General features: G+C 69.2%; 14 protein-coding genes. 6 read left to right on the top strand and 8 right to left on the bottom strand.

All coding sequences use genetic code 11. From position 1 onward, the window contains the following. Positions 1–31: 31 nt before the first annotated feature. Positions 32–3,394, bottom strand: coding sequence for a CHASE domain-containing protein (locus ACH5N8_RS04880; protein ID WP_483282734.1), 3,363 nt, complete (start codon positions 3,392–3,394; stop codon positions 32–34). Between the two features lie 376 nt (positions 3,395–3,770). On the opposite strand from ACH5N8_RS04880, the gene ACH5N8_RS04875 reads away from it, so the two are divergent. Next, entirely contained in the window at positions 3,771–4,640 is an 870-nt protein-coding gene (locus ACH5N8_RS04875; RefSeq protein WP_483282733.1) for a DUF542 domain-containing protein, read from the top strand. A gap of 62 nt (positions 4,641–4,702) precedes the next feature. Here the strand turns inward: ACH5N8_RS04875 and ACH5N8_RS04870 are convergent, their stop codons facing one another. After that, positions 4,703–5,563: an isocitrate lyase/PEP mutase family protein gene (locus ACH5N8_RS04870; protein ID WP_460028515.1), complete on the bottom strand. Its 861-nt coding sequence runs from the start codon at positions 5,561–5,563 to the stop codon at positions 4,703–4,705. A gap of 162 nt (positions 5,564–5,725) precedes the next feature. Here ACH5N8_RS04870 and ACH5N8_RS04865 point away from each other — a divergent pair, with 162 nt between their 5' ends. Together ACH5N8_RS04865 and ACH5N8_RS04860 are read left to right on the top strand one after the other, a co-directional pair. Beyond that, the gene (locus ACH5N8_RS04865; RefSeq protein WP_483282732.1) at positions 5,726–8,488 is read left to right on the top strand and encodes a cation-translocating P-type ATPase; all 2,763 of its coding nucleotides are present in this window, start codon (positions 5,726–5,728) and stop codon (positions 8,486–8,488) included. Further along, positions 8,452–11,649: a discoidin domain-containing protein gene (locus tag ACH5N8_RS04860; protein ID WP_483282731.1), complete on the top strand. Its 3,198-nt coding sequence runs from the start codon at positions 8,452–8,454 to the stop codon at positions 11,647–11,649. Before ACH5N8_RS04865 ends, ACH5N8_RS04860 begins: the two co-directional genes overlap by 37 nt. Before the next feature lie 32 nt (positions 11,650–11,681). Here ACH5N8_RS04860 and ACH5N8_RS04855 read toward each other — a convergent pair whose 3' ends face one another. Further along, entirely contained in the window at positions 11,682–11,894 is a 213-nt protein-coding gene (locus ACH5N8_RS04855; protein WP_460028512.1) for a hypothetical protein, read from the bottom strand. A gap of 375 nt (positions 11,895–12,269) precedes the next feature. On the opposite strand from ACH5N8_RS04855, the gene ACH5N8_RS04850 reads away from it, so the two are divergent. Continuing rightward, the gene (locus ACH5N8_RS04850) at positions 12,270–12,650 is read left to right on the top strand and encodes a hypothetical protein (protein WP_483282730.1); all 381 of its coding nucleotides are present in this window, start codon (positions 12,270–12,272) and stop codon (positions 12,648–12,650) included. 232 nt (positions 12,651–12,882) lie between these two features. Here ACH5N8_RS04850 and ACH5N8_RS04845 read toward each other — a convergent pair whose 3' ends face one another. From ACH5N8_RS04845 to ACH5N8_RS04825, 5 genes are read right to left on the bottom strand one after another with little or no spacing between them, the layout of a single operon-like run. Further along, positions 12,883–13,233, bottom strand: coding sequence for a hypothetical protein (locus ACH5N8_RS04845; RefSeq protein WP_460027852.1), 351 nt, complete (start codon positions 13,231–13,233; stop codon positions 12,883–12,885). A 4-nt stretch (positions 13,234–13,237) separates the two neighbouring features. Then, a complete protein-coding gene (locus ACH5N8_RS04840; protein WP_483282729.1) occupies positions 13,238–14,644 on the bottom strand; it encodes a sulfate adenylyltransferase subunit 1 in 1,407 nt (468 codons plus the stop codon). Next, a complete protein-coding gene (gene cysD / locus ACH5N8_RS04835; protein WP_483282728.1) occupies positions 14,644–15,597 on the bottom strand; it encodes a sulfate adenylyltransferase subunit CysD in 954 nt (317 codons plus the stop codon). Before cysD ends, ACH5N8_RS04840 begins: the two co-directional genes overlap by 1 nt. A gap of 12 nt (positions 15,598–15,609) precedes the next feature. Continuing rightward, the gene (locus ACH5N8_RS04830) at positions 15,610–18,210 is read right to left on the bottom strand and encodes a YbcC family protein (protein WP_460027855.1); all 2,601 of its coding nucleotides are present in this window, start codon (positions 18,208–18,210) and stop codon (positions 15,610–15,612) included. 15 nt (positions 18,211–18,225) lie between these two features. Next, positions 18,226–19,824: a proton-conducting transporter transmembrane domain-containing protein gene (locus tag ACH5N8_RS04825; protein WP_460027856.1), complete on the bottom strand. Its 1,599-nt coding sequence runs from the start codon at positions 19,822–19,824 to the stop codon at positions 18,226–18,228. Positions 19,825–19,997: 173 nt separating this feature from the next. On the opposite strand from ACH5N8_RS04825, the gene ACH5N8_RS04820 reads away from it, so the two are divergent. Continuing rightward, complete coding sequence (locus ACH5N8_RS04820) at positions 19,998–20,924, top strand: LysR family transcriptional regulator (protein WP_483282727.1); 927 nt, start codon at positions 19,998–20,000, stop codon at positions 20,922–20,924. Between the two features lie 101 nt (positions 20,925–21,025). Further along, positions 21,026–21,493 carry an RDD family protein gene (locus ACH5N8_RS04815; protein ID WP_483282726.1) on the top strand — a complete coding sequence of 156 codons (468 nt, stop codon included), beginning with the start codon at positions 21,026–21,028 and terminating at the stop codon, positions 21,491–21,493. Positions 21,494–21,575 lie beyond the last annotated feature (82 nt).

Raw genomic sequence — 21,575 nt, 5'->3', positions numbered from 1 at the left:
GCCACCGGCCAGGGGCTACAGCCGGCTCATCTCACGTCAACTCCCTCGCCCCGGCCGCTTCCGGGCCGGGAGCGGGAGATTGGCAGTAACGGGGCAATACCTCGGTCAGCTGGTCCAGATCCAGCGGCTTGGCGAGGAAATCGTCCATGCCGGCCCGGAAGGCGGCCTCGCGTTCCTCGGGCAGGACCCCGGCCGACAGGGCGATGATCGGCAAGTCCTTGAGGGTGTCGTGCTTGCGGATTTCCCGGGCGGTGGTCAGTCCGTCCATGACCGGCATCTGGATGTCCATCAGCACGATGTCGAAGCCGTGCGGCTGGCTGGTCAGGGTGTCCAGCGCCTCCTGCCCATTGCCCGCGAGTCCGACGATGGCACCTTGCTGCTGGAGAACGCGCCGGGCCAGACGCTGGTTGATGAGGTTGTCCTCGACCACCAACACCCTTGTCCCGGCCAGGCGGCCGCTGGCCGGCGGCCTGGGCTTCGGGACCAGCCGGATCACCGCCGGATATTCCTGCACGGCCCGGTCGAACGGCATCTCGAACCAGAAGGTGCTGCCCTGCCCCAGCCGGCTGACGACGCCCATCTGGCCGCCCATCTGTTCCACCAGCCCCTTGCTGATGACCAGCCCCAGACCGGTACCGCCGAACCGCCGCGTGATGCTGGCATCGCCCTGGTTGAACGGCTGGAAAAGCCTTGCCAGGACGTCGGCAGCGATGCCGATGCCGGTATCCCTGACCTCGAAGCGCACGCGCGCGGAATGGCCCTGCGCGCTCTCGGCAATCACCAGAATCTGGACGCTGCCCCGCTCGGTAAACTTGATGGCATTGCCGGCCAGGTTGATCAGCACCTGCTGGAGCCGCTGGGGGTCGCCATACAGGGTGCCCAGCTCCTGTTCGGGCGGCAGCAGCTGAAAGCCCAGACCCTTGCCCTTGGCCATGTTCTGCAACAATCGCCGAACCCGGTCGAGCAGGACGGTCAGGGTAAATTCCTGCCGCTCCATGCGAAGCTGCCCGGATTCGATCTTCGACAGATCCAGAATGTCGTTGATGATGGTCATGAGGTTTTCGCCCGCCTCATGGATCGTCGCCACCATGTCCACCTGTTCGGCCGTCAACCGATCGTGCCGGAGTATCTGCGCGAAGCCCAGTATGGCGTTCATCGGGGTCCTCAGCTCATGACTCATGTGGGCGAGGAAGGTGCTCTTGGCGGCACTGGCTTCCGCCAGCTGCTCGGTGCGCTCCGCGACCTTCTTCTCCAGCAGGTTGCTCAGGTCCCGATATCGCAGCTCGCTCTGCTGCAGGGCCAGCTCGGCCTCCTTGCGCTCGGTGATGTCGGTGTAGGTTCCCACCGCGCGCACGGGCCTGCCGCGGGTATCCCAGTCAACCGTATGTCCCTTGCTGAGCATCCAATGATAGTGGCCGCCCTTGTCCCGCAGGCGGAACTCGACCTCGAAACTGCCGGGAGACACCAGCCGCTCGCGGATCAGGGTGAAGACCCGCTCCCTGTCTTCCGGGTGCAGGAGTTCGACGAGATGGCCCTGGATGCCGCTTCCCAGTTCCTGCGGATCGTAGCCCAGCATGCGGTAGTAGGCCGGGTTGCAATAGGTTTCCCCGGTCGTGACATTCCAGTCCCACAGGCTCCCGTTGCTGGCCTGCAGCGCCAGGCGCATGCGTTCCTCGGCAATGGCCAACTCGGTGGATTTCCGGGCCAGGGCCTCGGTGCGCGCCGCCACGCGCTGCTCGAGCCGGCTGTTCAGGGCTTGCAGCTTCTGCTCGGCCAGCAGCCGTTGCGCCTGGCTGGCCTGCAGGATGTCGTTCTGCTGCCGGATCAGCGCCGCCCGGCCCGTCATGCCCAGGAGCAGAATCTGCAAAAGCGCGGTAAACAGCAAGCCGACCACGCCCACGGCCCAGGCCAGCCAGGGGCGCTGCTGCTGTCGATAGGCTTCGTCGGCGGCGACCGTGAGCAGCCACTCGCGGTCGGCCATGTGCAGGGATGTCGTCCATTCCGGGGCATCCCGGTGCCGGGCGTCCGCGGGCGTCGCCGCGTCCCCGGTCGCGGTGGACCGGTACAACAGGCCATGGGGGCCGGCCTCGCGGGCATCGGTCACCCGGAACGACAGGCCCTCCGGCACCAGGCCGCGCGTGGCGATCTCGAGCATCTGGTCGACCTTGACCACGGAGACCGCGAAACGGCGCACGTCGGCAACGCCCCGGATCCCGGACAGGGGATGTTCGAGGATGGGGTCGAGCTCAAGCACGCCAACCCGCGACTGTTTTTCCTGCACCAGGCGGATGGGCGCGGTGACCGCCATCCTGCCGCTGGCCATGGCCCGCGCGATGGCGTCCTGGCGGATGGGCTCGGAATTGATATCGAAGCCGACCGCCTCATGGTTGCCGGCCAGCGGCACGATGTAGCGGACGACCACATGAAACAGGCGATGGGCCGAAGGAATCGGCTGCTTGCGGCTGTCCCGGTCGGTGATGCGGAAGGCCCCCAGGGGTGACAGCTCGCTCATCGCCCGCTCGTAGGCGGCCCGCTGCCCGTCGGGCACCAGATCGTTGACGCTGAGGGCAAAGATATCCGGATTGTCCCGCAGGGTTACCCGGGTAAACGTTTCGAATTCCTGGAAGGTGAAATCCGGCCGCGCCTGGATGAAATGATTCAGGGATGCCAGGACCTCCCGGTGGGTGACCAGCCGGTCGGCAATATTCTTGGCGATTTTTTCCCCGTCGCTCTCGAGGTTTTGCCTCTGGATCAATTCCTCCCATCGGGCAACCCCCATGAAGGCCAGTGCCGTCAGCCCAAGCGTCAGGATCACCGGGGCGGCCATTTTCTGGCAGCGTTCGCGCCATAAGATTTCCCGGGAGCAGACAAAACAGATGGTCAGCGGCGCAAAGATCAGGACACCCAGCAAATCGCCGACATACCAGTTCCACCAGGTAAAGGCGAACTGGGCCCTGTGGATGATGCCGATGGCAAGGAGTGCCGGGGCGTTGATGGAGGCGGCAATGGTGCAGGCCAGGAAGCCACCGAAGAACAGGAACCGGAGCGTATCCCGCTCGGTTTCGAGCCGCCGCCAGGCCGTGCCCAGCCCGTGGCGCACGAGCAGGCTGCCCGACCAGGCCTGCATGGATGACCCGAGGGCGATGATGGCCGCCGCCCAGGTGCTGGCCGGGTCGAGGACACCATGGATGACGGTGTGCGCCAGATTCAGGACAAAGGACCCCAGCCATAGCGCCGGCAGGGCGGATCGGCCATGATTGAGCACGGCGGCCAGCGCCAGGCCGGCGGCGGGAAATATCGGGCTGGCATACCCGGGGGCTATCGCCAGCATCAGCCCGATGGCCCCAAGCCCCACATAGGCCATCGCCAGGCGGAGCTGCTCAAGGATCGTCATGGCGGCGCGGAAATACGATCAGGTGGCGCAAGAGAGGGCGACATATCCCGGGAACCTGGGCCCGACCCGGCCACGGCGTCCGGCACCGGGCCAGCGGCAGGGAACCACCTGCCGGGAGAAACCCTTTCGCATGCGGCCCAAAATGGCGTGCAGACACGCCCGCGGCCCGGAAATTCCCCGTCCCGCGGCCCCGGCAGGCCAAATCCGGCCAAGGCGTTGCTGGCTGGCAGGCAGCCGGAAATCGCGGCGGACAACGGTCCTGCCGGCAGGAAATATCGGATCACAAATACGGTCGAAAAACTGTATTTATGATTGCTCATCAAATATTGCTAGTCTCTCCCATTTCGAAATTATTAAAAAGCCCTTGCCCACGGACATGAGCAATGGCGCCGGCAGGAAGCCTAGGGGCCCGGGCGACCGGGCGGAGACACTCCCCCGATTCGCCGCCATCGTCTCCACGGCCGATGCCACCGGCATGCCGCGTACAATGCCGGCCGGGTTGCCCGACCGTCCCACCACCGCAGACAGCCACGCCATGACCATCAACACCGCCATGACGCTCAGAGACATCGCCCTGTCCGGTTCCGCCGCCGCCAGGGTGCTGGAAACCTATCGCCTCGATGCCTGCTGCATGGGCGAACAGACGCTGGCGGAAGCGTGCCGGCGAAACCAGCTCGACCTGGACGACGTCTTCGGCGCCCTGGTGCGGGCGCAAGGCGAAAGCCTGCTGGCACCCGAGCAACAGACGGTGACCGAACAGGCCGGCTTCATCTCGGGCCGGCACCATCGCTTCACCCGGGCCAGACTGCCCCGCATTCAGACCCTTCTCGGCAAGGTACTCGCCCAGCACGGTGGCGCCCATCCGGAGTTGCAACCGCTGGCCGACGGCTTCGCCGAACTGCAGGCGATCCTGGCATCGCACCTGCTCCAGGAGGAAGACATCCTGCTCCCCTGCATCAAGGCGCTGCACCACCCCGCGCCGAAACAGGCCATGCCGTCGCCGGCCGACTTCGCGTCGATCGGCGAACTGATCGACAGAAACCGGCGCGAGCACAAGGCCCTTGGCGCCCTGCTGCGGCAGCTTCGCGAACTCAGCGCCGATTTCACCCCGCCCACCGATGCTTGCTCGACCTACCGCATCGCGTTCCAGGCCCTCGAGGAGCTGGAAACCCACCTGATGCACCACATCTACCTGGAGAACGAAGTGCTGTTCCCGCGCCTGCGGCAGCTGTGCGATGGGCCTTGACCCGGCCGCAGGGTTTCCGGGGTTCCCGGCGGTCTCAGCGCTGGCTCACCCGCCCCTTGGCGTCACCGCCGGTCGAATGACGCCAGCCAGTCGTCATGGGCGTCGAAGCCGACGATGTCGCGGAGGGTCCCGAAGTCGACCCGGCGCTCGGGGGTGCGGCCGGCGGCCAGATCGGCCAGGGCCACGCGCATCGCATATACGGCGGTGGCCAGCAGGGTCAGGGGATAGGCGGCGATGCTGTAGCCCAGTTCGGCCAGCCGCGCCGGCGGCAAAATGGGCGTGACGCCCTCCTCCAGCATGTTCGCCATCTTGGGGCCCGGCACCGAGTTGCAGAAGCGTTCCATTTCGGCCTCGTCCTGCGGCGCCTCGAGAAACAGGATGTCGGCACCCAGATCGGCGAACGCTTGCATGCGCCAGAGGGCCTCGGCAAAACCCTCCGTGGCGCGGGCATCGGTGCGCGCCATGACGAGAATCCCGGCGCCGCTGTCGCGGGTCTGCACGGCGGCCCGGATGCGGGCGCAGGCCTCGGCGCGCTCGACGACCGCCTTCCCCCGGGTGTGGCCGCATCGCTTGGGCGCCACCTGGTCCTCGATCATGATCCCGGCAAAGCCGGCGCGGGCGTAGCCCTCGACGGTGCGCCGGACGTTGGCGACATTGCCGTAACCGGTGTCCCCGTCGCCGATGACCGGAATGCCGACCGCCTCGAGGATGGCGCGCCCCTGATCCAGCATCTCGCCATAGGAGATCAGGCCGGTATCGGGGCGGGCCAGGCGGGCCGCCGACACGGCGAAGCCGCTCATGAAGGTCAGTGGGAAACCGGCCTGCTCGACCAGCCGCGCCGACAGGCCGTCGAAACAGCAGGGCATCGTCAGCAGATCGGGACCGGCCAGCAGGTTCTTGAGCTTTTCGATTGACGGATTCATGGATGCGGAGTTGGAGTTGGTGTCGGGAGCCGGGTAGCGGACCCGTTGCGCCGAGGCCGGGTCGGGTCCATAACTATCGGCACGCGGCGGCAACGGGACGCCGCCCAGCGGTTCTGCCGGTCCTTCGGCAGGTTGACGTCCAGGCGGCATCGGAGACACCCCATGGCCGACGATCCTTCACGCCAGCAATTGTCGCTGCTGCAAGCGGCCATGGCCACCGACGAGGCGGTCATGGCCCAGTTGCGCGCGTCGCGGGCCGGACTTTCCGGCGAGGCGGCCGCCGACCGCCTGCGCCGCCTTGGCCCCAACCGGCTGCCCGAGCACCACGGCCCGGGCCTGGCCCGGAAGCTGCTCGACCAGATGGTGCACTTCTTCGCGCTGATGCTCTGGGCCGCGGCCCTGCTGTGCTTCCTGGGCGGCATGCCGCAGCTGGGCATCGCCATCATTGTCGTCATCCTCGTCAACGGGGCCTTCAGCTTCGTGCAGGAATACCGCGCCGAGCGCGCCGCCGTGGCGCTGGCCGCGCTGGTGCCGGACCAGGCCACGATCCGCCGCGCCGGCCGCAAGCTCACCCTTCCGGCGACCGAGCTGGTGCCGGGCGACATCCTCCTGCTGAAGGAGGGCGACCGCATCTCGGCCGACGCCCGGGTGCTGCGCTCATCCGAACTCAAGGTCGACATGTCCACCCTGACCGGCGAGTCGGAACCGCTGCCCAGGACCGCCGGAGCGCTGACGACGGCGCCGGCCGACACCCTGCAGGCGGGCAATGTCGTCTTCGCCGGCACCTTCGTCACCTCCGGGTCGGCCACGGCAATCGTAGTGGCCACGGGGGCGGCCACCCGGCTGGGCGGCATCTCGGCCCTCACCGGGCAGATCGCCGAACGGCCAACCCCGCTGAGGAAGCAGCTCAACCGGGCCGTGCGCCTGATTGCCGGCCTGGCGGTCGCAACCGGCCTGATCTTTTTCGGCGTGGCGATTTCCCTGGGCACGCCGGTTCATGACGGCATCCTGTTCTCGATCGGCGTCATCGTGGCCCTGGTGCCCGAAGGACTGTTGCCGACGCTGTCCCTGTCGCTGGCCATGAGCGCCACCCGGATGGCCAGGCGCGGCGCGCTGGTGCGCCGCCTGGAGTCGGTCGAGACCCTCGGCTCGACCACGGTGATCTGCACCGACAAGACCGGCACCGTCACCCGCAACGAGATGACCGCCCGGGAAGCGATCATTCCCGGGCAGAGGTTCCGCACCACCGGTTCCGGCTACGAGCCCGGCGGCGCCATCCTGAGCGCGGCGGGACGGCCGCTGAACGATGGCGAGCGCGCCGATCTGCGACCGCTGCTGCTGGCCTCCGCGCTGTGCGGCGACACCCGCGTCGAGCCGGTCAACGGCCGCTGGCGCTGTGTCGGCGATCCGACCGAGGGCGCCCTGCTGGTCCTGGCCCGGAAAGGCGGCGTGGAACGCCAAGACATGGAAAGACGCATGCCCCGGCTGCGCGAATTTCCGTTCGAGTCGGCGCGCCAGCGCATGAGCACCGTGCACCACCTGGCCAGCGGCGCCTACGAGGTCCTGGCCAAGGGCTCTCCCGAAGCCATCCTGCCGCTCTGCCGCGGGCTTGGAAACGGCGCGCCCCTGGACGAGGCGGCGCGCGCGGGGATCATGGCCGAGGTCGATGGCCTGGCGCAGCAGGGCCTGCGGGTGCTGGCCTTCGCCCGGCGCGAGATGGCCCCCGGCAAGCTGCCGGAAACGGCCGCCGAGGCGGAGCTGGACATGGTCTTCGCCGGTCTGGTCGGCATGGCGGACCCGGTGCGCCCCGAGGTGCCGGACGCCATCGACAAGGCGCGCGCCGCCGGCATCCGGATCGTCATGATCACCGGGGACCACCCGGCCACCGCGCTGGCGGTGGCGCGGGAGGCCGGCATTCCGGCCGGGCAGGTCCTGCTCGGCAGCGAACTCCCCGCCGAGGACGCGGACCTGGCCCGGCTGCTGGCCGACGAACCGCCGGTGCTGGCGCGCGTGGCGCCGGAGGACAAGCTGCGCATCGCCCGGGTCCTGCAGGATCTCGGCGAGGTGGTGGCGATGACCGGCGACGGTGTCAACGATGCCCCCGCCCTGCGTCAGGCCGATATCGGCGTGGCCATGGGCAAGGGCGGCACCGATGTCGCCCGCGAGGCCGCCGACCTGGTATTGCTCGACGACAATTTCGCCCATATCGTCGAATCGGTTGAGGAAGGCCGCGCCGCCTTCGACAATATCAAGCGCTTTCTCACCTACCATCTCACGGACAATGTCGCCGAACTCGCACCCTTTGTCGTCTGGGCCCTCTCCGGCGGCGAGATTCCGCTGATGATCTCGGTCCTGCAGGTACTGGCCCTGGACATCGGCACCGATCTGCTGCCCGCGCTCGCGCTCGGCGCCGAGCGGCCGGAACCCTCTGCCATGCGTCGTCCGCCGCGGGCGCGGGACGCCCGCCTGCTGGACTACCGGCTACTCGGGCGCGCCTTCGGCTTCCTCGGGCCGATCGAGGCGCTGCTGTCGATGGCCATGCTGCCGCTGGGCGCCTGGCTGTTCCTCGACTGGCCGCGGATGCCATGGCCGATGCAAGGTCCGGATCTGGCGCTGTTGTCGACGCTGGTGTTCGCCGCCATCGTCGTCATGCAGATGGCGAATGCCTTCGCGTGCCGGTCGAATCCGGCCTCCCTGTTCCGCATCGGGCCGCTCGCGAATCGCCTGCTGCTGGCGGCGGTGGCGGTCGAACTGCTCCTGCTGCTGGCCTTCGTCTACCTGCCGCCGATTGCCGCCGTGCTCGGCCAGCGGGCACTGGCGCCGGCCCAGTGGCTGCCGGTACTGGCGACGCCGTGGCTGTTTCTGGCCGCCGAGGAAACCCGCAAGGCATGCGTGCGCTGGCGGCAGCGCCGGGATCACCCATGAAGGTGCTGGCGCTCCTGCTCATCGCCCTGCCGGCCAGCGCCCACGCGGCGGATACGGCGCAGCGGCTCGACAGTTTCGACAGTGTCGCCGAATGGGCCGCCATCCCGGCCGGCAAAGCCAGGGCGGCGATCGCGCGGGAACGGGACCGGCAGGGCTCGTCGATGCGCGTCGATTTCGATTTCACCCAGGGTGGCGGCGAGATCATCGTCCACAGACATCTGCCGCTGACCCTGCCGGACAATTACGCGGTGACGTTCCGCCTGCGGGGCACGGCGACGCAGCCGCTGGAAGTGCGCTTGGTCGACGCCTCCGGGCAGAATGTCTGGCGCTACGAGCACCCCGAGTTCCGGATTCCGCCGGCCTGGCGGACGATCCGCGTCAAGCAGCGGCAGTTCGCGTTCGGCTGGGGTCCGGCGGCCGGCGGCAAGCCGCGGGCACTGGGCCTCGTCGAGTTCGTGATCGGCCGGGGCGCGGGCAGCCGCGGCTCGATCTGGATCGACGATCTGGGCCTGGAGCCGCGCCCGCCGGACCGCCCCGACACGGGCGCCATGGCGGTCAAGGCCTCGAGCGCGCTGCCCGAGCGGTCCGCCGACCGCCTGCTGGCGAGCGCCGACGGACCGGGCTGGCACAGCGCCCCCGGCCGACGCCCGCAATGGCTCCAGCTGGATTTCGCCGCGCCCCGCGAATACGGTGGCCTGGTCCTGGACTGGGACGCGGACGACTACGCGAGCCATTACGTAGTGGAGCGCTCGGACGACGGCAGACAGTGGGAGCCGGCCTATACCGTCACCCACGGCAACGGCGGCCGCGACTACCTGCCGCTGCCGGAATCGGAATCGCGTTTCCTCAGGCTGCGCCTGCTCCGCAGCCAGCGCGGGCAGGGATTCGGGCTGCGCCGCCTGGAGGTCGCCCCGCTCGCCTTCAGCGCCAGTTCGACACCGCTGTTCGAGCGCATCGCCCGGGATGCGGAACGGGGACGCTACCCGCGCTATCTGCTCGGCGAGCAGAGCTACTGGACAATCGCCGGCAGTGCCGGCAGCGAACGCGCGGGCGCGCGGCGGGAGGCCCTGCTCAACGTCGACGGCCAGCTGGAAACCGACGAGGGTGCCTTCACCATCGAACCCTTCCTGTATTTCGATGGCCGACTGCACACCTGGGCCGACGCCCAGAGCACGCCCTCGCTGGCGCGTGGCGATCTGCCGGTCCCGTCGGTGCGTCTCGCCCAGGGCGAGGCGACCGTGACCGTCACCGCCCTGGCCGGCAGCGACAGTTCGGAAGACCTGCTGGCCCGCTACGAGGTCGAGAACCACGGGCAACGGCCGCTGGAGGCCAGCCTGTTCCTGGCCGTCCGGCCGTTCCTGGTCAACCCGCCCTGGCAGGCCACCCACACCGCCGGCGGGGTGTCGTCGATCCACCGCCTGCGCTACCGGAACGGCTGCCTGTGGGTCGATGGCCACCCGGCGGTCATCCCGCTGGCCCCGCCCGACCGGGTCGGCGTGCTGGGGTTCGACGAAGCGCCGCTGACCAGCCTGCTGGCGCGCGACCAGGTTCCTGCAACCACCGCGGTGGACGATGCCGCCGGCAAGGCCAGCGGCGCGCTGCGCTATCACATATCCCTGCCGCCGGGCGGCAAGCGGGCGTTCGTCCTGGCCCTGCCCGCCCGGGAGGAGGCCGGCGCGGCACGCCGGCTTGCCGATGCCGGCAAGGCGCCCGGATTCTGGACGCGGGCCCGCGACAGGGTGCTGGCCGGCTGGGCGGCGCAGGTGGACCGGGTGCAATTCCAGGTGCCGCCATCCGCCGAGGACGGGGTCCGGGCCCTGCGCTCGACGCTGGCCCATATCCTCGTCAACCGCGATGGCCCGGCGCTGCGGCCCGGCTCGCGGCGCTATGGCCGCACCTGGATTCGCGACGCCGCCGTCACCTCGTCCGCGCTGCTGGCGCTGGGGCATGCCGCGGAGGTGCGCGAATTCATCGACGGATTCGTCCGCTACCAGGGCGCCGACGGGGCCATTCCCTGCTGCCTCGACCCCTGGGGGCCGGACAGCATGATCGAGCACGACAGCGCCGGAGAATTCGTCTACACCGTCGCCAGCTATGTCCGCTACACGCATGACCGGCCGTTCCTGGAGCGGCTGTGGCCGAACGTCGTGCGCAGCGTCGAGTACCTGATCGCCCTGCGCCAGCAGCGGCTGGCGCCAGCCTATGCGCAGGGCGAGGCCAGGCGCTTCTTCGGACTGCTGCCCGAATCGGCCAGCCACGAGGGCTATATCGGGCATCCCGTGCACGCGTATTGGGACGATTTCTGGGCCCTGCGGGGATTCGAGGACGCGGCCTGGCTCGCCGCCCAGCGGGGCGATGCCGGGCGGGCGGCCCGCTATGCCGACATCGGCAAGGCCATGCGGGCGGACGTCGAGCAGTCGATCGGACTGACGCAGGCACGGTTCAAGGTCGACTACCTGCCGGGCGCCGCCGAACTGGGCGACCTCGACCCGACCTCCGCGGCGATCGCGCCGGTGCTTGGCCTGACGGCCTCGCCCGCGCTCCTGCCGACGCTGAGGGCAACCTTCCGGCGCTATTTCGCCGAGGTGGAGGCCAGGAGCCGCGGGGAATCCCTGTGGAAGGCCTATACCCCCTACGAATTCCGCAATGTCTCGGCGATGGTCAGGCTGGGCGAGCGCGACGCCGCCCAGGGCACGCTGCGCGCCCTGCTGGACGGCCGCCGGCCGGTGGCCTGGAACCAGTGGCCCGAGGTGGTATGGCGGGACCCGGCGCCGGCCAATTTCATCGGCGACCTGCCGCACACCTGGGTGGGCGCGGAGTTCATCCAGGCCTTCCTGTCACAGTTCGCCTACGAGGAGGCCGGCCGGCGCCTGGTGCTGGCGGCCGGATTGCCGCGTGCCTGGCTGGAGACACCGGGCGGATCGGGCATTACCGGCTTGCGGACGCCGTTCGGCAGGCTGAGCTACCACCTCGAGGCCTTGCCCGGCGAGACCCGCATGACCGTGGCGGCGGGGCCGGAGGTGCCGGCGGACGGCCTGGTCGTCGATCCGCCGCTGCCCTCGCGACCGGTGGCCATCACGGTCAACGGCGTCCCGGTGCCCGTCACGCAAAGCCCACCGACCATCCGCGAACTTCCCGCCCGGATCGTGTTCCGGCACTGATGACGCCGGGCGGCGCCGCCCGACCCGCCCGGTCAGCGCATCTGTCGCCAGCGATAATGGATCTGGCCATCGTCGCACTGATAGCCCGCGCGATTGCTGCCGTCGGTCACGCCCAGCGGCTTGCAGTGATGACTCTCGCGGAAGACCGCCCACTCGTCCTCCTCGCTGCGATTGTGGCTGAGCAGCAGGACGTCGCCCAATACGGCGGCGATCACACTGGCGAACATGATGTGGCTGACTTTCATGGCGTTGACCTCGTGGGACCGGTCATGACCGGTCAGGGGGCATACGGGAAACCGCAGGGTTTCCCCCGGAGCGGCGCCGAAGCCAGCGCCGGCAACGCCCCCGTCGGGCCGTGCCGAAACCTCCCGGCTCCCGACCGCTGGTCAGCCGGGCCGCGGAAACCTACGACTGGAGGCCGCCCTGCGAGTTCCGGGTCAAGGGGCCCGCGTGCCAGCCCGGCCACAGCACCCATATCGATAGATTCAGCAAAACAAGAAAGCCATATAAATATATTGGAAAGCATGACAGAGGCCACCTAGCATCATCTGGCCAGGCCCGCCGGCGCGGCCCCGGACATCGGGGCCGGAGCGCCGCCACGACCACGAGGAAGGTGCACGATGCCGAATTTGCCCACCGGCGAAAGACCCCGGAACCTTGCCCCCAGGCTCGGCAGACAGCCCAGCGAGCGGAAACGCATGGCCCTGCTGGTGAGCATCGCCATGCTCATCCTGTTTCCGGACGCGATCCTCCTGCTAGTCCTCAAGCTGCTCTATGTCGCCGCCAGCGGGCTGTCGCTGATGCTCAAGCATGCCCTGCAGGAAGCCTTCGACCTCTCCCGCCATACCGCGCAGATGTTCACCGCCTGGCTGGAGGCGGCGGCGGTCGTGGGTTTCAATGTCTGGCTGTTTCGCCGGCTGAACACCCGGGTGCAGGCCGGCTATCTGGGCTGGCTGGAACGGCGTCAGGCGCGGACGGCGCGGGACAGTTCCCGGACGTGAGACCGCGGCAGCCGGGGGGCGGCAACACGCTCCGCGGGCGGCGCTCGCCGGCGCCACCCGGCATCATCATTCTTGGGCCGGAATACCGGTATCCCGGGCCGGCACGGGGGCGTGTCAACCGTCGGGCATGGGCCCTGACCGCAGACTCACCGGTCCGTCAGCGGCGGGCGATAGCGCAATGCCGGCGGGGCCTGATGCCGCCAGCGGATCGCCGGCGGCGGCATGCCACGGGTCACGGCGTCGCGCTGCTGGCGAGCTGGCGATGATAGGCCGCCATCTTGCGGCTCTCGGCGGCAGCCAGCTCGAAATCGTGGATCATGGCCTGGGAACGGGCCTTGATGTCGAGAATCTGCTTGCCGTACTTGTGTGGCGAGGCAATGTACTTGTCCAGCATGGCGCGCTCCTCGGTGGCGTCGGCATCCATGGTGCGGGCCACATCCTCGTAATGCTCGGCCAGCCGGTTGTGGGCATCGCGGGTTTCGGCCGTCTGCACTTCCAGCGCCCAGTCGTGGGGCTTGGGGACATTGCCGGTGGCGCAGGCGCCGAGCGCCAGGGCCAGCGCCAGGTGGGTCATGTGTCGCATGTCGCTATCCTCCTTCCTGTTCAGGGTGGTACGGGTGCCAGGTCTCACCGCCTGCCCGGTCGGCGCCGGCTTCCGCCACGATGCCGGCCGCCAGCGTGGCGCGGGTGGCCGGGTCGATGACGATGAAGCTGCCGGTGGTCCGGTTGCCGGCATAGGGGTCGACGAACAGCGGCTGCTGCAGGCGCAGGCGTACCCGCAGGATGTCGTTCATGTGTGCCGTCGTCGGCCCGGGCTCGTGCGCCAGGGTATTGACATCGGTGCGGTACTCAAGTGCCGTGAACAGGCCGGACACGTTGCGGGTAGTGTGTTTGATCAGGTATTTGCGCCCCGGTTGCAGGGGCTCCTCGGCCAGCCAGCAGATATCGGCCGTCAGTTCGCGCCGGCTCTCGGCCGGCCGGTCCGGATCGACCAGCATGTCGCCGCGCGAAAGGTCGATCTCGTCCTCGAGGCCGATGACCACCGCCTGGTCCGCCGTGGCCTGCTCCAGCGCGCGGCCCGCCAGCCGGATCGAGCCGACCCGGGTGACGCGGCCCGAGGGCAGGACCCGTACGCTGTCGCCAACCCGCAGTTCGCCCCCCGCCAGGGTGCCCTGATAGCCACGGAAATCCGCCGGCACCGGGTCGGACGCCTCGCCACCGGGAGCCGCCGTGGCCGCATTGCCCAGCATCACGCGCACCACCCGCTGCACCGGGAACCGCAGCGGTCCATCGGTCACGTCGCGTCGGGCCGGCGCCTCGTGCAGGCATTCGAGCAGGGTCGGGCCGCGATACCAGGGCGTCGCCAGGCTGCGCGTCACCACGTTGTCGCCGCCCAGCGCCGACAGCGGAATCGCCAGCGGCGCCTCGCAGCCCAGCCAGGCCGCGAAGCGGGCGAAATCGGCGACGATGTCGTTGAAGACCGACGGGCTCCAGTCCACCCGGTCCATCTTGTTGACCGCCAGTACCAGCTCCCGGATGCCCAGCAGGTGCGCCAGGTAGGCATGACGGCGGGTCTGGGTGACCACGCCCTTGCCGGCGTCGACCATGAGGATGGCGAGATCGGCGGTCGAGGCCGCCGTCACCATGTTGCGGGTGTACTGCTCGTGACCCGGCGCGTCGCCAATGATGAACTTGCGCCGCGCGGTGGCGAAATAGCGGTAGGCGACATCGATGGTGATGCCCTGCTCGCGCTCGGCCTGGAGGCCATCGGTCAGCAGCGAGAGATCGAGCCCGTCGAAACCGCGCCGCGCCGAGCTGGCGCGGATGGCCTCGATCTGGTCGCTGGCGACGTTGCCGGTGTCATGCAGCAGGCGACCGATCAGCGTGCTCTTGCCGTCATCGACGCTGCCGGCGGTGATGAACCGCAGCAGCCCGGAGGCGGGCGCGTGTCCGGGCTGGCCGGAACCGTGGGAATGGATGGCGACGACGTTCATCAGAAGTACCCCTCTTTCTTGCGCAGTTCCATGGCGGCCTCGGCGGCCCGGTCGTCCAGCCGGGTGGCGCCGCGTTCGGTGATCCGGCATTCGGCGGTCTCGGCGATGATCGCCTCCAGCGAGCTGGCCGAGGACTCCACCGGTGCGGTGCAGGAGATGTCGCCCACGGTGCGGAACCGGCACATGACCCGCTCCACGGTTTCGCCGGGCCGGGCCGGCGTCAGTTCGGTGACCGGCGCCAGCACGTCGCCGCGCCGGACCACCTCGCGGAAGTGGGCGAAGTAAAGCTCCGGCAGCGGGATGCGCTCGCGCTGGAGATAGCGCCAGACATCCAGCTCGGTCCAGTTGGAAATCGGAAACACGCGCAGGTGCCCACCCGGTGCGACGCCGGTGTTGTAGAGCGACCACAGCTCCGGCCGCTGCGCCTTGGGTTCCCACTGGCCGAACTCGTCGCGCACGCTGAACACCCGTTCCTTGGCGCGGGCCTTTTCCTCGTCGCGGCGGGCACCGCCCAGGCAGGCGTCGAAGCCGAACTCGGCGATGGCTTCCATCAGCGTCACCGACTGGTGCGCGTTGCGCGACTCCAGCGGATCGCACAGCCGCACCGTGCCGCGGCGGATCGAGTCCTCCACGCCACGCACGTGCAGGGTGGCGCCGTAGCGCCGCACCATGCGGTCGCGGTAGGCGATGACCTCCGGGTAGTTGTGGCCGGTGTCGATGTGCAGCAGCGGACAGCCCAGCCGTTCCGGGTACCAGGCCTTCCAGGCCAGGTGCAGGAGCACGGCCGAATCCTTGCCGCCGGAGAACAGCAGCGCCGGGTGGCGGCACTCGGCCGCCACCTCGCGCAGGATGAAGATGGCCTCCGCTTCCAGCAGGTCGAGCTGATCCAGGGCGTGATGCCAGGCCGACACGGGACGATCGCCGTGCGGGCGGCGGGCGATGGGAGTCTGCATGTCGTGCTCCTCTCAAGGTGTGGGTAGGGGTTGCCAGTGACCGATGCGCCGATAGCGGTGGCAGCGGCCATCCTCGGACGCGATCCGCAGCAGGTGCAGCCAGCCATGTTCGACCAGTTGCCGGACCTCGGCGTGCTGCTCCAGCACCCGCTCGATGGCGGCAGCCGGTGCCTCGATCAGCACCGTCAGCCGTCTGGGCTCATGGCGGTAGTCGTGGCCGTCATGCAGCGACTGCCAGGGCAGGCCGACCCGCAGGTCGCCGCCATTGCCCTCCAGCACGCCGAAGGCGCCGACCACGTTGTGCAGCACCTTGTTGCCACTGCCGAACAGCCGGTTGTCGACCGTGGAGCCGTAGTACTGGAGGTTGATCCAGCTCGCCACCACCATCGGCGCGGTCATGATCAGGCCGAGGATGGCGCCGTCGGGATCGTGGCGATGGTCGTACTCGTGCAGGAAGGCCCGGCCCGCCAGCGCAATTCCGCGGGTACGCTCGCGCGGCGCGGCGATGAAGGCGGCGTTGCCGGCCAGGCCCCATTCGGGACGGACTTCCGACCAGTCATGGCTGCGGGTCTCCACGGCGCTGGTCAGCGCATCCGGCCGGAGACCGGCCAGTCCCAGGCTCGCGGCCCGCTCCTGTCGCGCCAGCCCGCCGGCCCGGGCCAGCCAGCCCTGCAAGCGCGCCAGGTCGCGCGCCAGGTGCCCGGGCAATTCGTCCGCATCGAACAGGGTGACCGTGTCCAGGGTCGTGTCGTGCAGCCCGGCAAGGAACCAGGTGTCATCCGGAACGCACAGCCCGCGAGCACGCAGGCCGGCGCGCACCTGGGGATCGTTCAGCACCATGGCCGCGACCCGGGCATTGGCCTCGCCGCTGTGGCCGCCGCAGGCGCCACAGTCGAGCCCGGAGCCATAGGGGTTGTTGACCGTGCTGCTGCCATGCCCGCACAGCAGGACCAGGCGCGCGAAATCCTGGTTCAGGCCCATGCCGCGCAAGGCATTGGCGGCCAGCTCGATGCGGTCGTTGAGCGCGATGCCGGTTTCCACCACCGGGGTCTTCGCCATCAGCCGGCCACGCTGGCGCGCGACCAGGGGGCGAATCCGCCGCGCCACCTGCGGGTCGAGTCCGGCCTCGCCGGGCCGGGCCACTGGCCGGGTCAGGCCCAGGCTGTCGGTCACCAGCTTGACGCCGAACAGGAGCCCGGCGATCTCGACGTAGGAAAAACACGAGACCGCCGAGGTCTTGAACGACTTCCACAGCCGGTTCAGCCGCTTGCGCAGCCAGCGCCGGTGCAGGATGCCGCGCAGCTCGGTGACATCGGCGCCCGCCACGCTCTCGCGGATGCGATGGCGGGGCGCGATCAGCACCGGGCATTGGGCGGCGCCACGGTGATGGCCCAGGGGGATGTACTCGATCGGGAAGCCGAAGAAGCCGGCGAAGCCCAGGGTCTCCAGCTCGGGCGAGGTGGTCTCCAGCGCGCGGCGGAACACCTCCGAACGCACGTCGATGCAGAACACCGCCTGCGCCGCCTTGCGCGTCGCCGACGACGGCTCCGCGGCCACCTTGGCCGCGCCGCGCCCGAGCCGCGTCACCAGGTCGGCCTGCCCATGCAGTTCGTAGGCCAGGTGCAAGACATGCAACAGCTCGAGCCGCTCCCGTTCGCGTTGCCGCTCGCCGGCGTCGCCGAGCAGCGCATGGCGCCAGTCGCGCAGGCCGTCGGCACTCAGCAGCCGCTGCGCCAGCGCGTAGTCGTAGGCCAAGCGAATCGCCAGGAGATGGGGCAGCCGGTCGCAGGCCTCGCCGCGCAGGGCCGCCTCCCGCTCGCCGTGACGGATCCAGCCGGCCCAGCCGGCCACGCTCATCAGTTGCCGGTGCAGGAGATCGACCAGGCACGATCCCTCCGGCTCCAGCGCGTCCAGCATGAAGGCCAGCGCCTCCAGCGGCGTTTCCGGCAGCGCCGCGACCAGCTTGCGGAATTCCGGCAGGCCGGCGATTTCCGGATTGCGGTCGAAGCGGGCGGCACGCTTCCAGGCGTTGTACAGCGGCAGGCTGCGCCAGGGCATGCGCCAGGCCGACTGGCCCTCGTCGAACCAAGCGGCGCACCATTTGGAAATGTCGTCGGTGACGAAATCCGCCCACCGGCTGCTGCTGCCGGCATCGAGGAAATCGGCCACCGTCAGCACCCGCTGGCCGCTGCCCGCATGCGCCGCGGTTTCCACCTCGCACAGGAGCTGGAGATGCAGGCGGAGCGTGGCGGGCGTGCGCGAACCACTGGCCGGCGGATCGAGGCCGTCGAGCGCCTGGGCCAGGTCGGCGTCGGTGATCCGGCCCCGGGCAAGCTGCTCGGCGTAGAAGCGCGGCGGCATCAGCATGTCGCCATGACCGACCCGGCCGATCAGCTCGCAGGCCGAACGGAAATCATGGTCGGCCAGCCCCAGGAAGGGGTTCACGGCGACGAAATGCCGCAGCGGCCAGAGGGGCGCGATACGGCGCGTCGCTTCGCCGACGGCGTGTTCCAGCCAGGCCCGAGGCAGACGGCCATGCGCCTGCCAGGTGGGCTGGATCCAGCCGGGCTGGCCGGGATGGGCGACTTTGAACAGGGGGGTGACGACGGACATGGCGACTCCTGTGGCTCAAGGTGATTGCGGGTGACGGGGCGCGGGCCAGAAGCGCTGCAACAGCCGGTTGGCCAGCGTGCTGACGTAGAACCCGTTGTGGACATGCACGTAGGCGGCCTGCCAGAGACGGCCGGCGGCATCGCCGGGGAAGCGCACCTGCATCAGCAGGACGCCCATGAAAGCGACCAGCACGGCGACCGGCAGCAGCCAGTCGAACAGGCCGCGCGCCGGGACGATGCTGGTCACCGTGCCTTGCAGCAGGTGGGCGAAGGCGACCTGCAGGCTGAAGTAGCTGGCGCCGACCAGGATGGCCAGGCTCAGCCCCCGCAGAATCTGCGCCAGGCCGATCTGGCCGGCCAGGCTGTTCCAGAGCAGGTAGGTCAGGGCGATCTGCAGGATCGCGCCCAGCAGCACGATGCCGGGCTCCTCGGCCAGGGTCACGTCCAGCAGCGTGGCTGTGAACCAGGTAATGGCCAGGGCGGCGGCGAAGGCCAGCGGCAGCTCGCCGGGATGGCGGCTGGCGCGCGGGGTCGGCACCCAGGACGCCTTGGCAATGTCGATGATGCTGCCGCTGGACAGGAAGGCGTGTGCCTTGTAGAGGCCATGGGCGACGATGTGCAGGATCGCCGAGGAAAAGGCGCCCAGGCCGCATTGCAGCATCATGAACCCCATCTGGCCGACGGTGGAAAAGGCCAGCGATTTCTTGATGCTGGTCTGGGTCAGCATGGCCAGTGCGCCGAACAGGGCGGTCGCCGCGCCGATCGTCGCCAGCAGGTTCAGGGCGGTGGGGCTGAGCACCATCACCGGGCTCATGCGCACGATCAGGAAGCCGCCAGCGTTGATGATGCCGGCATGCATCAGGGCGGATACCGGCGTGGGCGTCTCCATCACCTCCGGCAGCCAGCTGTGGAAGGGAAGCTGCGCCGATTTCAGCACCGCGCCGAACACCAGCAGCAGGGCGGCCCAGAACAGCCCGCCGCCGGACCAGGGCGACAGCCCTTCCGCCACATGGCGGGCATGCAGCTCGGCATCGGCGAAGATCTCGCCGAAGTGCAGGCTGCCGAAGGTGCCGTAGATCAGCAGCATGGCACCAGCCAGGCACAGATCGCCGAGGCGGCTGATGACGAATTTCTTGTGCGCGGCCTGTCGCGCGCCGGCCCGCTCGGGATAGAACAGCAGCAGCCGGTGCAGGCTCAGGCTGGTCGCCATCCAGGCCAGCGTGAACTGGATCAGGTTGCCCGAGATCACCAGCACCAGGACCGAACCGATGGTCAGGGCCAGCCATCTGAAGAAGCGCCCCTGCCCCGGATCGCCATCCAGATAGCGGCGCGAGTAGCGGATGACCACCGTGCCGATGCCGGCGACCAGCAACAGCATGATGGCGGACAGGGCGTCGAGGTAGATCTCGATGCCGCCGAGCGAGCGGTCGACCGGCCCCAGGATCAGGAAGCCGGCTACGGCGGCGATGCTGCTCAGCAGGGCCGCATGCGCCGCGCCGGTGACCAGGCGCCGCAGGGTCGCGGGCCGGCGATCGCACCAGGCGTCCGGCATGATCCCGGTCGACAGCAGCAGCAAGGGACCACCCGCGGTCAGGAGGGCAAGCAGCAGGCTCATGGCCGCACCTCCGGCGCGAGCCCGGTGGACAGATGGACGATCGGACGCTGGCGGTGGCTGACGGTGAACATGGCGATCTCCCTGGGTGGTGGTGTGGGAAGATGCTAGCAATGCCCCTATATTTCATCCAATATATGTATTGAATCTCTACGTTTCATTTATTGAATGAATTCATGGCCCAGCTCAACTATCACCACCTGCGCTACTTCTGGATGATCGCCAACGAGGGCCACCTCACGCGGGCGGCGGAGCGGCTGCATGTCTCCCAGTCGGCACTGAGCATCCAGCTGCGGCAGCTGGAAGCGTCGCTGGGACAGAAACTGTTCGAGCGGGAGGGCAAGCGGCTGCTGCTGACGGAGGCCGGGCGCATCGCGCTGGACTACGCCAACGCCATCTTCCGCACCGGCGACGAGCTGATCAGCCTGATGCAGGGCCAGACGGCCCAGCGGCAGCTGGTGCGGATCGGCGCGGTGGCGACCCTCTCGCGCAACTTCCAGATGGAGCTGGTCCGGCCGCTGCTGGACCGCGCCGACATCGAGCTGGTGCTGCGCTCCGGCAGCCTGGCCGAGCTGCTCCGGCAGCTGCACACCCACACCATCGACCTGGTGCTGTCCAACCGCCCCCTGCCGCGCGATGCCGAGGCCAACTGGCACTGCCACCTCGTCGAGGAGCAGCCGGTCAGTCTGGTCAGCCGCCCGGCGCCGGCAACCGCCCCGCTGCGCTTCCCCGAGGATCTGCGCGAGACACCGCTGCTGCTGCCCAGCATCGAGAGCGAAATCCGCACGGCCTTCGACTTCCTGCTGGAGCAGGCCGGCATCCGGCCCCGGGTGGTGGCCGAGGTCGACGACATGGCCATGCTGCGCCTGCTGGCGCGGGACTCCGGCCAGCTGGCGCTGGTGCCGCCGGTGGTCGTGCTCGACGAACTGCGCAGCGGTGCCCTGGTCGAGCGCTGCCGGATTCCCGACCTGCGCGAACGCTTCTACGCCATCGTTCCCGGGCGACGCTTCCCGAACGCCGTCATCCGCGAGCTGCTGGCACGGGTGATGAGCACGAGTCCGGCCCCGTCCGCCGATCCCCGGCAACCGGCGGATGGGATATGATGCCGGCCCGCATGGACGGCTCGCGCCGCCGGGACCGGACATCTCCCTTGTGCCAGCCGCATCACCGCGCCTTCCCTGATTCGCATGACCGCCTGGAAGCCATGCCGCCCCCTCCCCTGCCCCCCGGAACCGCATATGCCGGATTCTGGCTCCGTCTCTGGGCCTCCCTCATCGACCTGGTGCTGTTCTCGCTGTGGACCATCCCCCTGATGTACGCCATCTACGGGGATGCCATGCTGACCAGCGGGAAGCTGATCCTCGGGCCGGCGGACGTGCTGATCAACTGGGTCTTTCCGGCGGTGGCGGTGATCGTCTTCTGGCGCCGCAAGCAGGCGACGCTGGGCAAGATGGCCATCCGCGCCCGGATCGTGGATGCCCGCACGGGCGGCGAACCTGGCACGCGACAGGACATCGTCCGCTATTTCGGTTACCTCCTGTCCCTGTTGCCCGTGGGGCTTGGCTATCTGTGGATCGCCTTCGACCGCCGCAAGCAGGGGTTTCACGACAAGCTGGCCGGTACGGTCGTGATCCGGGAGGTCGCCAGGCCACGATCCGGCAACCGGCCGTGAGGCGCCCCCGGCGCCAGCATCCCCACCCCGCCGGTCCCTGAGGGCTTCCTTGCGAAACCGGCATCCCGCAGCGTAGAGTGCA

Source organism: Methyloparacoccus sp. NF-16 (genome assembly GCF_056880625.1).
The sequence above is the reverse complement of the archived record's forward strand: the minus strand, read 5'-3'. Positions and strand labels throughout refer to the sequence as shown.

Excerpts from the sequence above, each read along its gene's own strand:
- ACH5N8_RS04880 (WP_483282734.1), bottom strand. The coding sequence starts at position 3,394 with ATGACGATCCTTGAGCAGCTCCGCCTGGCGATGGCCTATGTGGGGCTT.
- ACH5N8_RS04875 (WP_483282733.1), top strand. The coding sequence starts at position 3,771 with ATGAGCAATGGCGCCGGCAGGAAGCCTAGGGGCCCGGGCGACCGGGCG.
- ACH5N8_RS04870 (WP_460028515.1), bottom strand. The coding sequence starts at position 5,563 with ATGAATCCGTCAATCGAAAAGCTCAAGAACCTGCTGGCCGGTCCCGAT.
- ACH5N8_RS04865 (WP_483282732.1), top strand. The coding sequence starts at position 5,726 with ATGGCCGACGATCCTTCACGCCAGCAATTGTCGCTGCTGCAAGCGGCC.
- ACH5N8_RS04860 (WP_483282731.1), top strand. The coding sequence starts at position 8,452 with ATGCGTGCGCTGGCGGCAGCGCCGGGATCACCCATGAAGGTGCTGGCG.
- ACH5N8_RS04855 (WP_460028512.1), bottom strand. The coding sequence starts at position 11,894 with ATGAAAGTCAGCCACATCATGTTCGCCAGTGTGATCGCCGCCGTATTG.
- ACH5N8_RS04850 (WP_483282730.1), top strand. The coding sequence starts at position 12,270 with ATGCCGAATTTGCCCACCGGCGAAAGACCCCGGAACCTTGCCCCCAGG.
- ACH5N8_RS04845 (WP_460027852.1), bottom strand. The coding sequence starts at position 13,233 with ATGCGACACATGACCCACCTGGCGCTGGCCCTGGCGCTCGGCGCCTGC.
- ACH5N8_RS04840 (WP_483282729.1), bottom strand. The coding sequence starts at position 14,644 with ATGAACGTCGTCGCCATCCATTCCCACGGTTCCGGCCAGCCCGGACAC.
- cysD (WP_483282728.1), bottom strand. The coding sequence starts at position 15,597 with ATGCAGACTCCCATCGCCCGCCGCCCGCACGGCGATCGTCCCGTGTCG.
- ACH5N8_RS04830 (WP_460027855.1), bottom strand. The coding sequence starts at position 18,210 with ATGTCCGTCGTCACCCCCCTGTTCAAAGTCGCCCATCCCGGCCAGCCC.
- ACH5N8_RS04825 (WP_460027856.1), bottom strand. The coding sequence starts at position 19,824 with ATGAGCCTGCTGCTTGCCCTCCTGACCGCGGGTGGTCCCTTGCTGCTG.
- ACH5N8_RS04820 (WP_483282727.1), top strand. The coding sequence starts at position 19,998 with ATGGCCCAGCTCAACTATCACCACCTGCGCTACTTCTGGATGATCGCC.
- ACH5N8_RS04815 (WP_483282726.1), top strand. The coding sequence starts at position 21,026 with ATGCCGCCCCCTCCCCTGCCCCCCGGAACCGCATATGCCGGATTCTGG.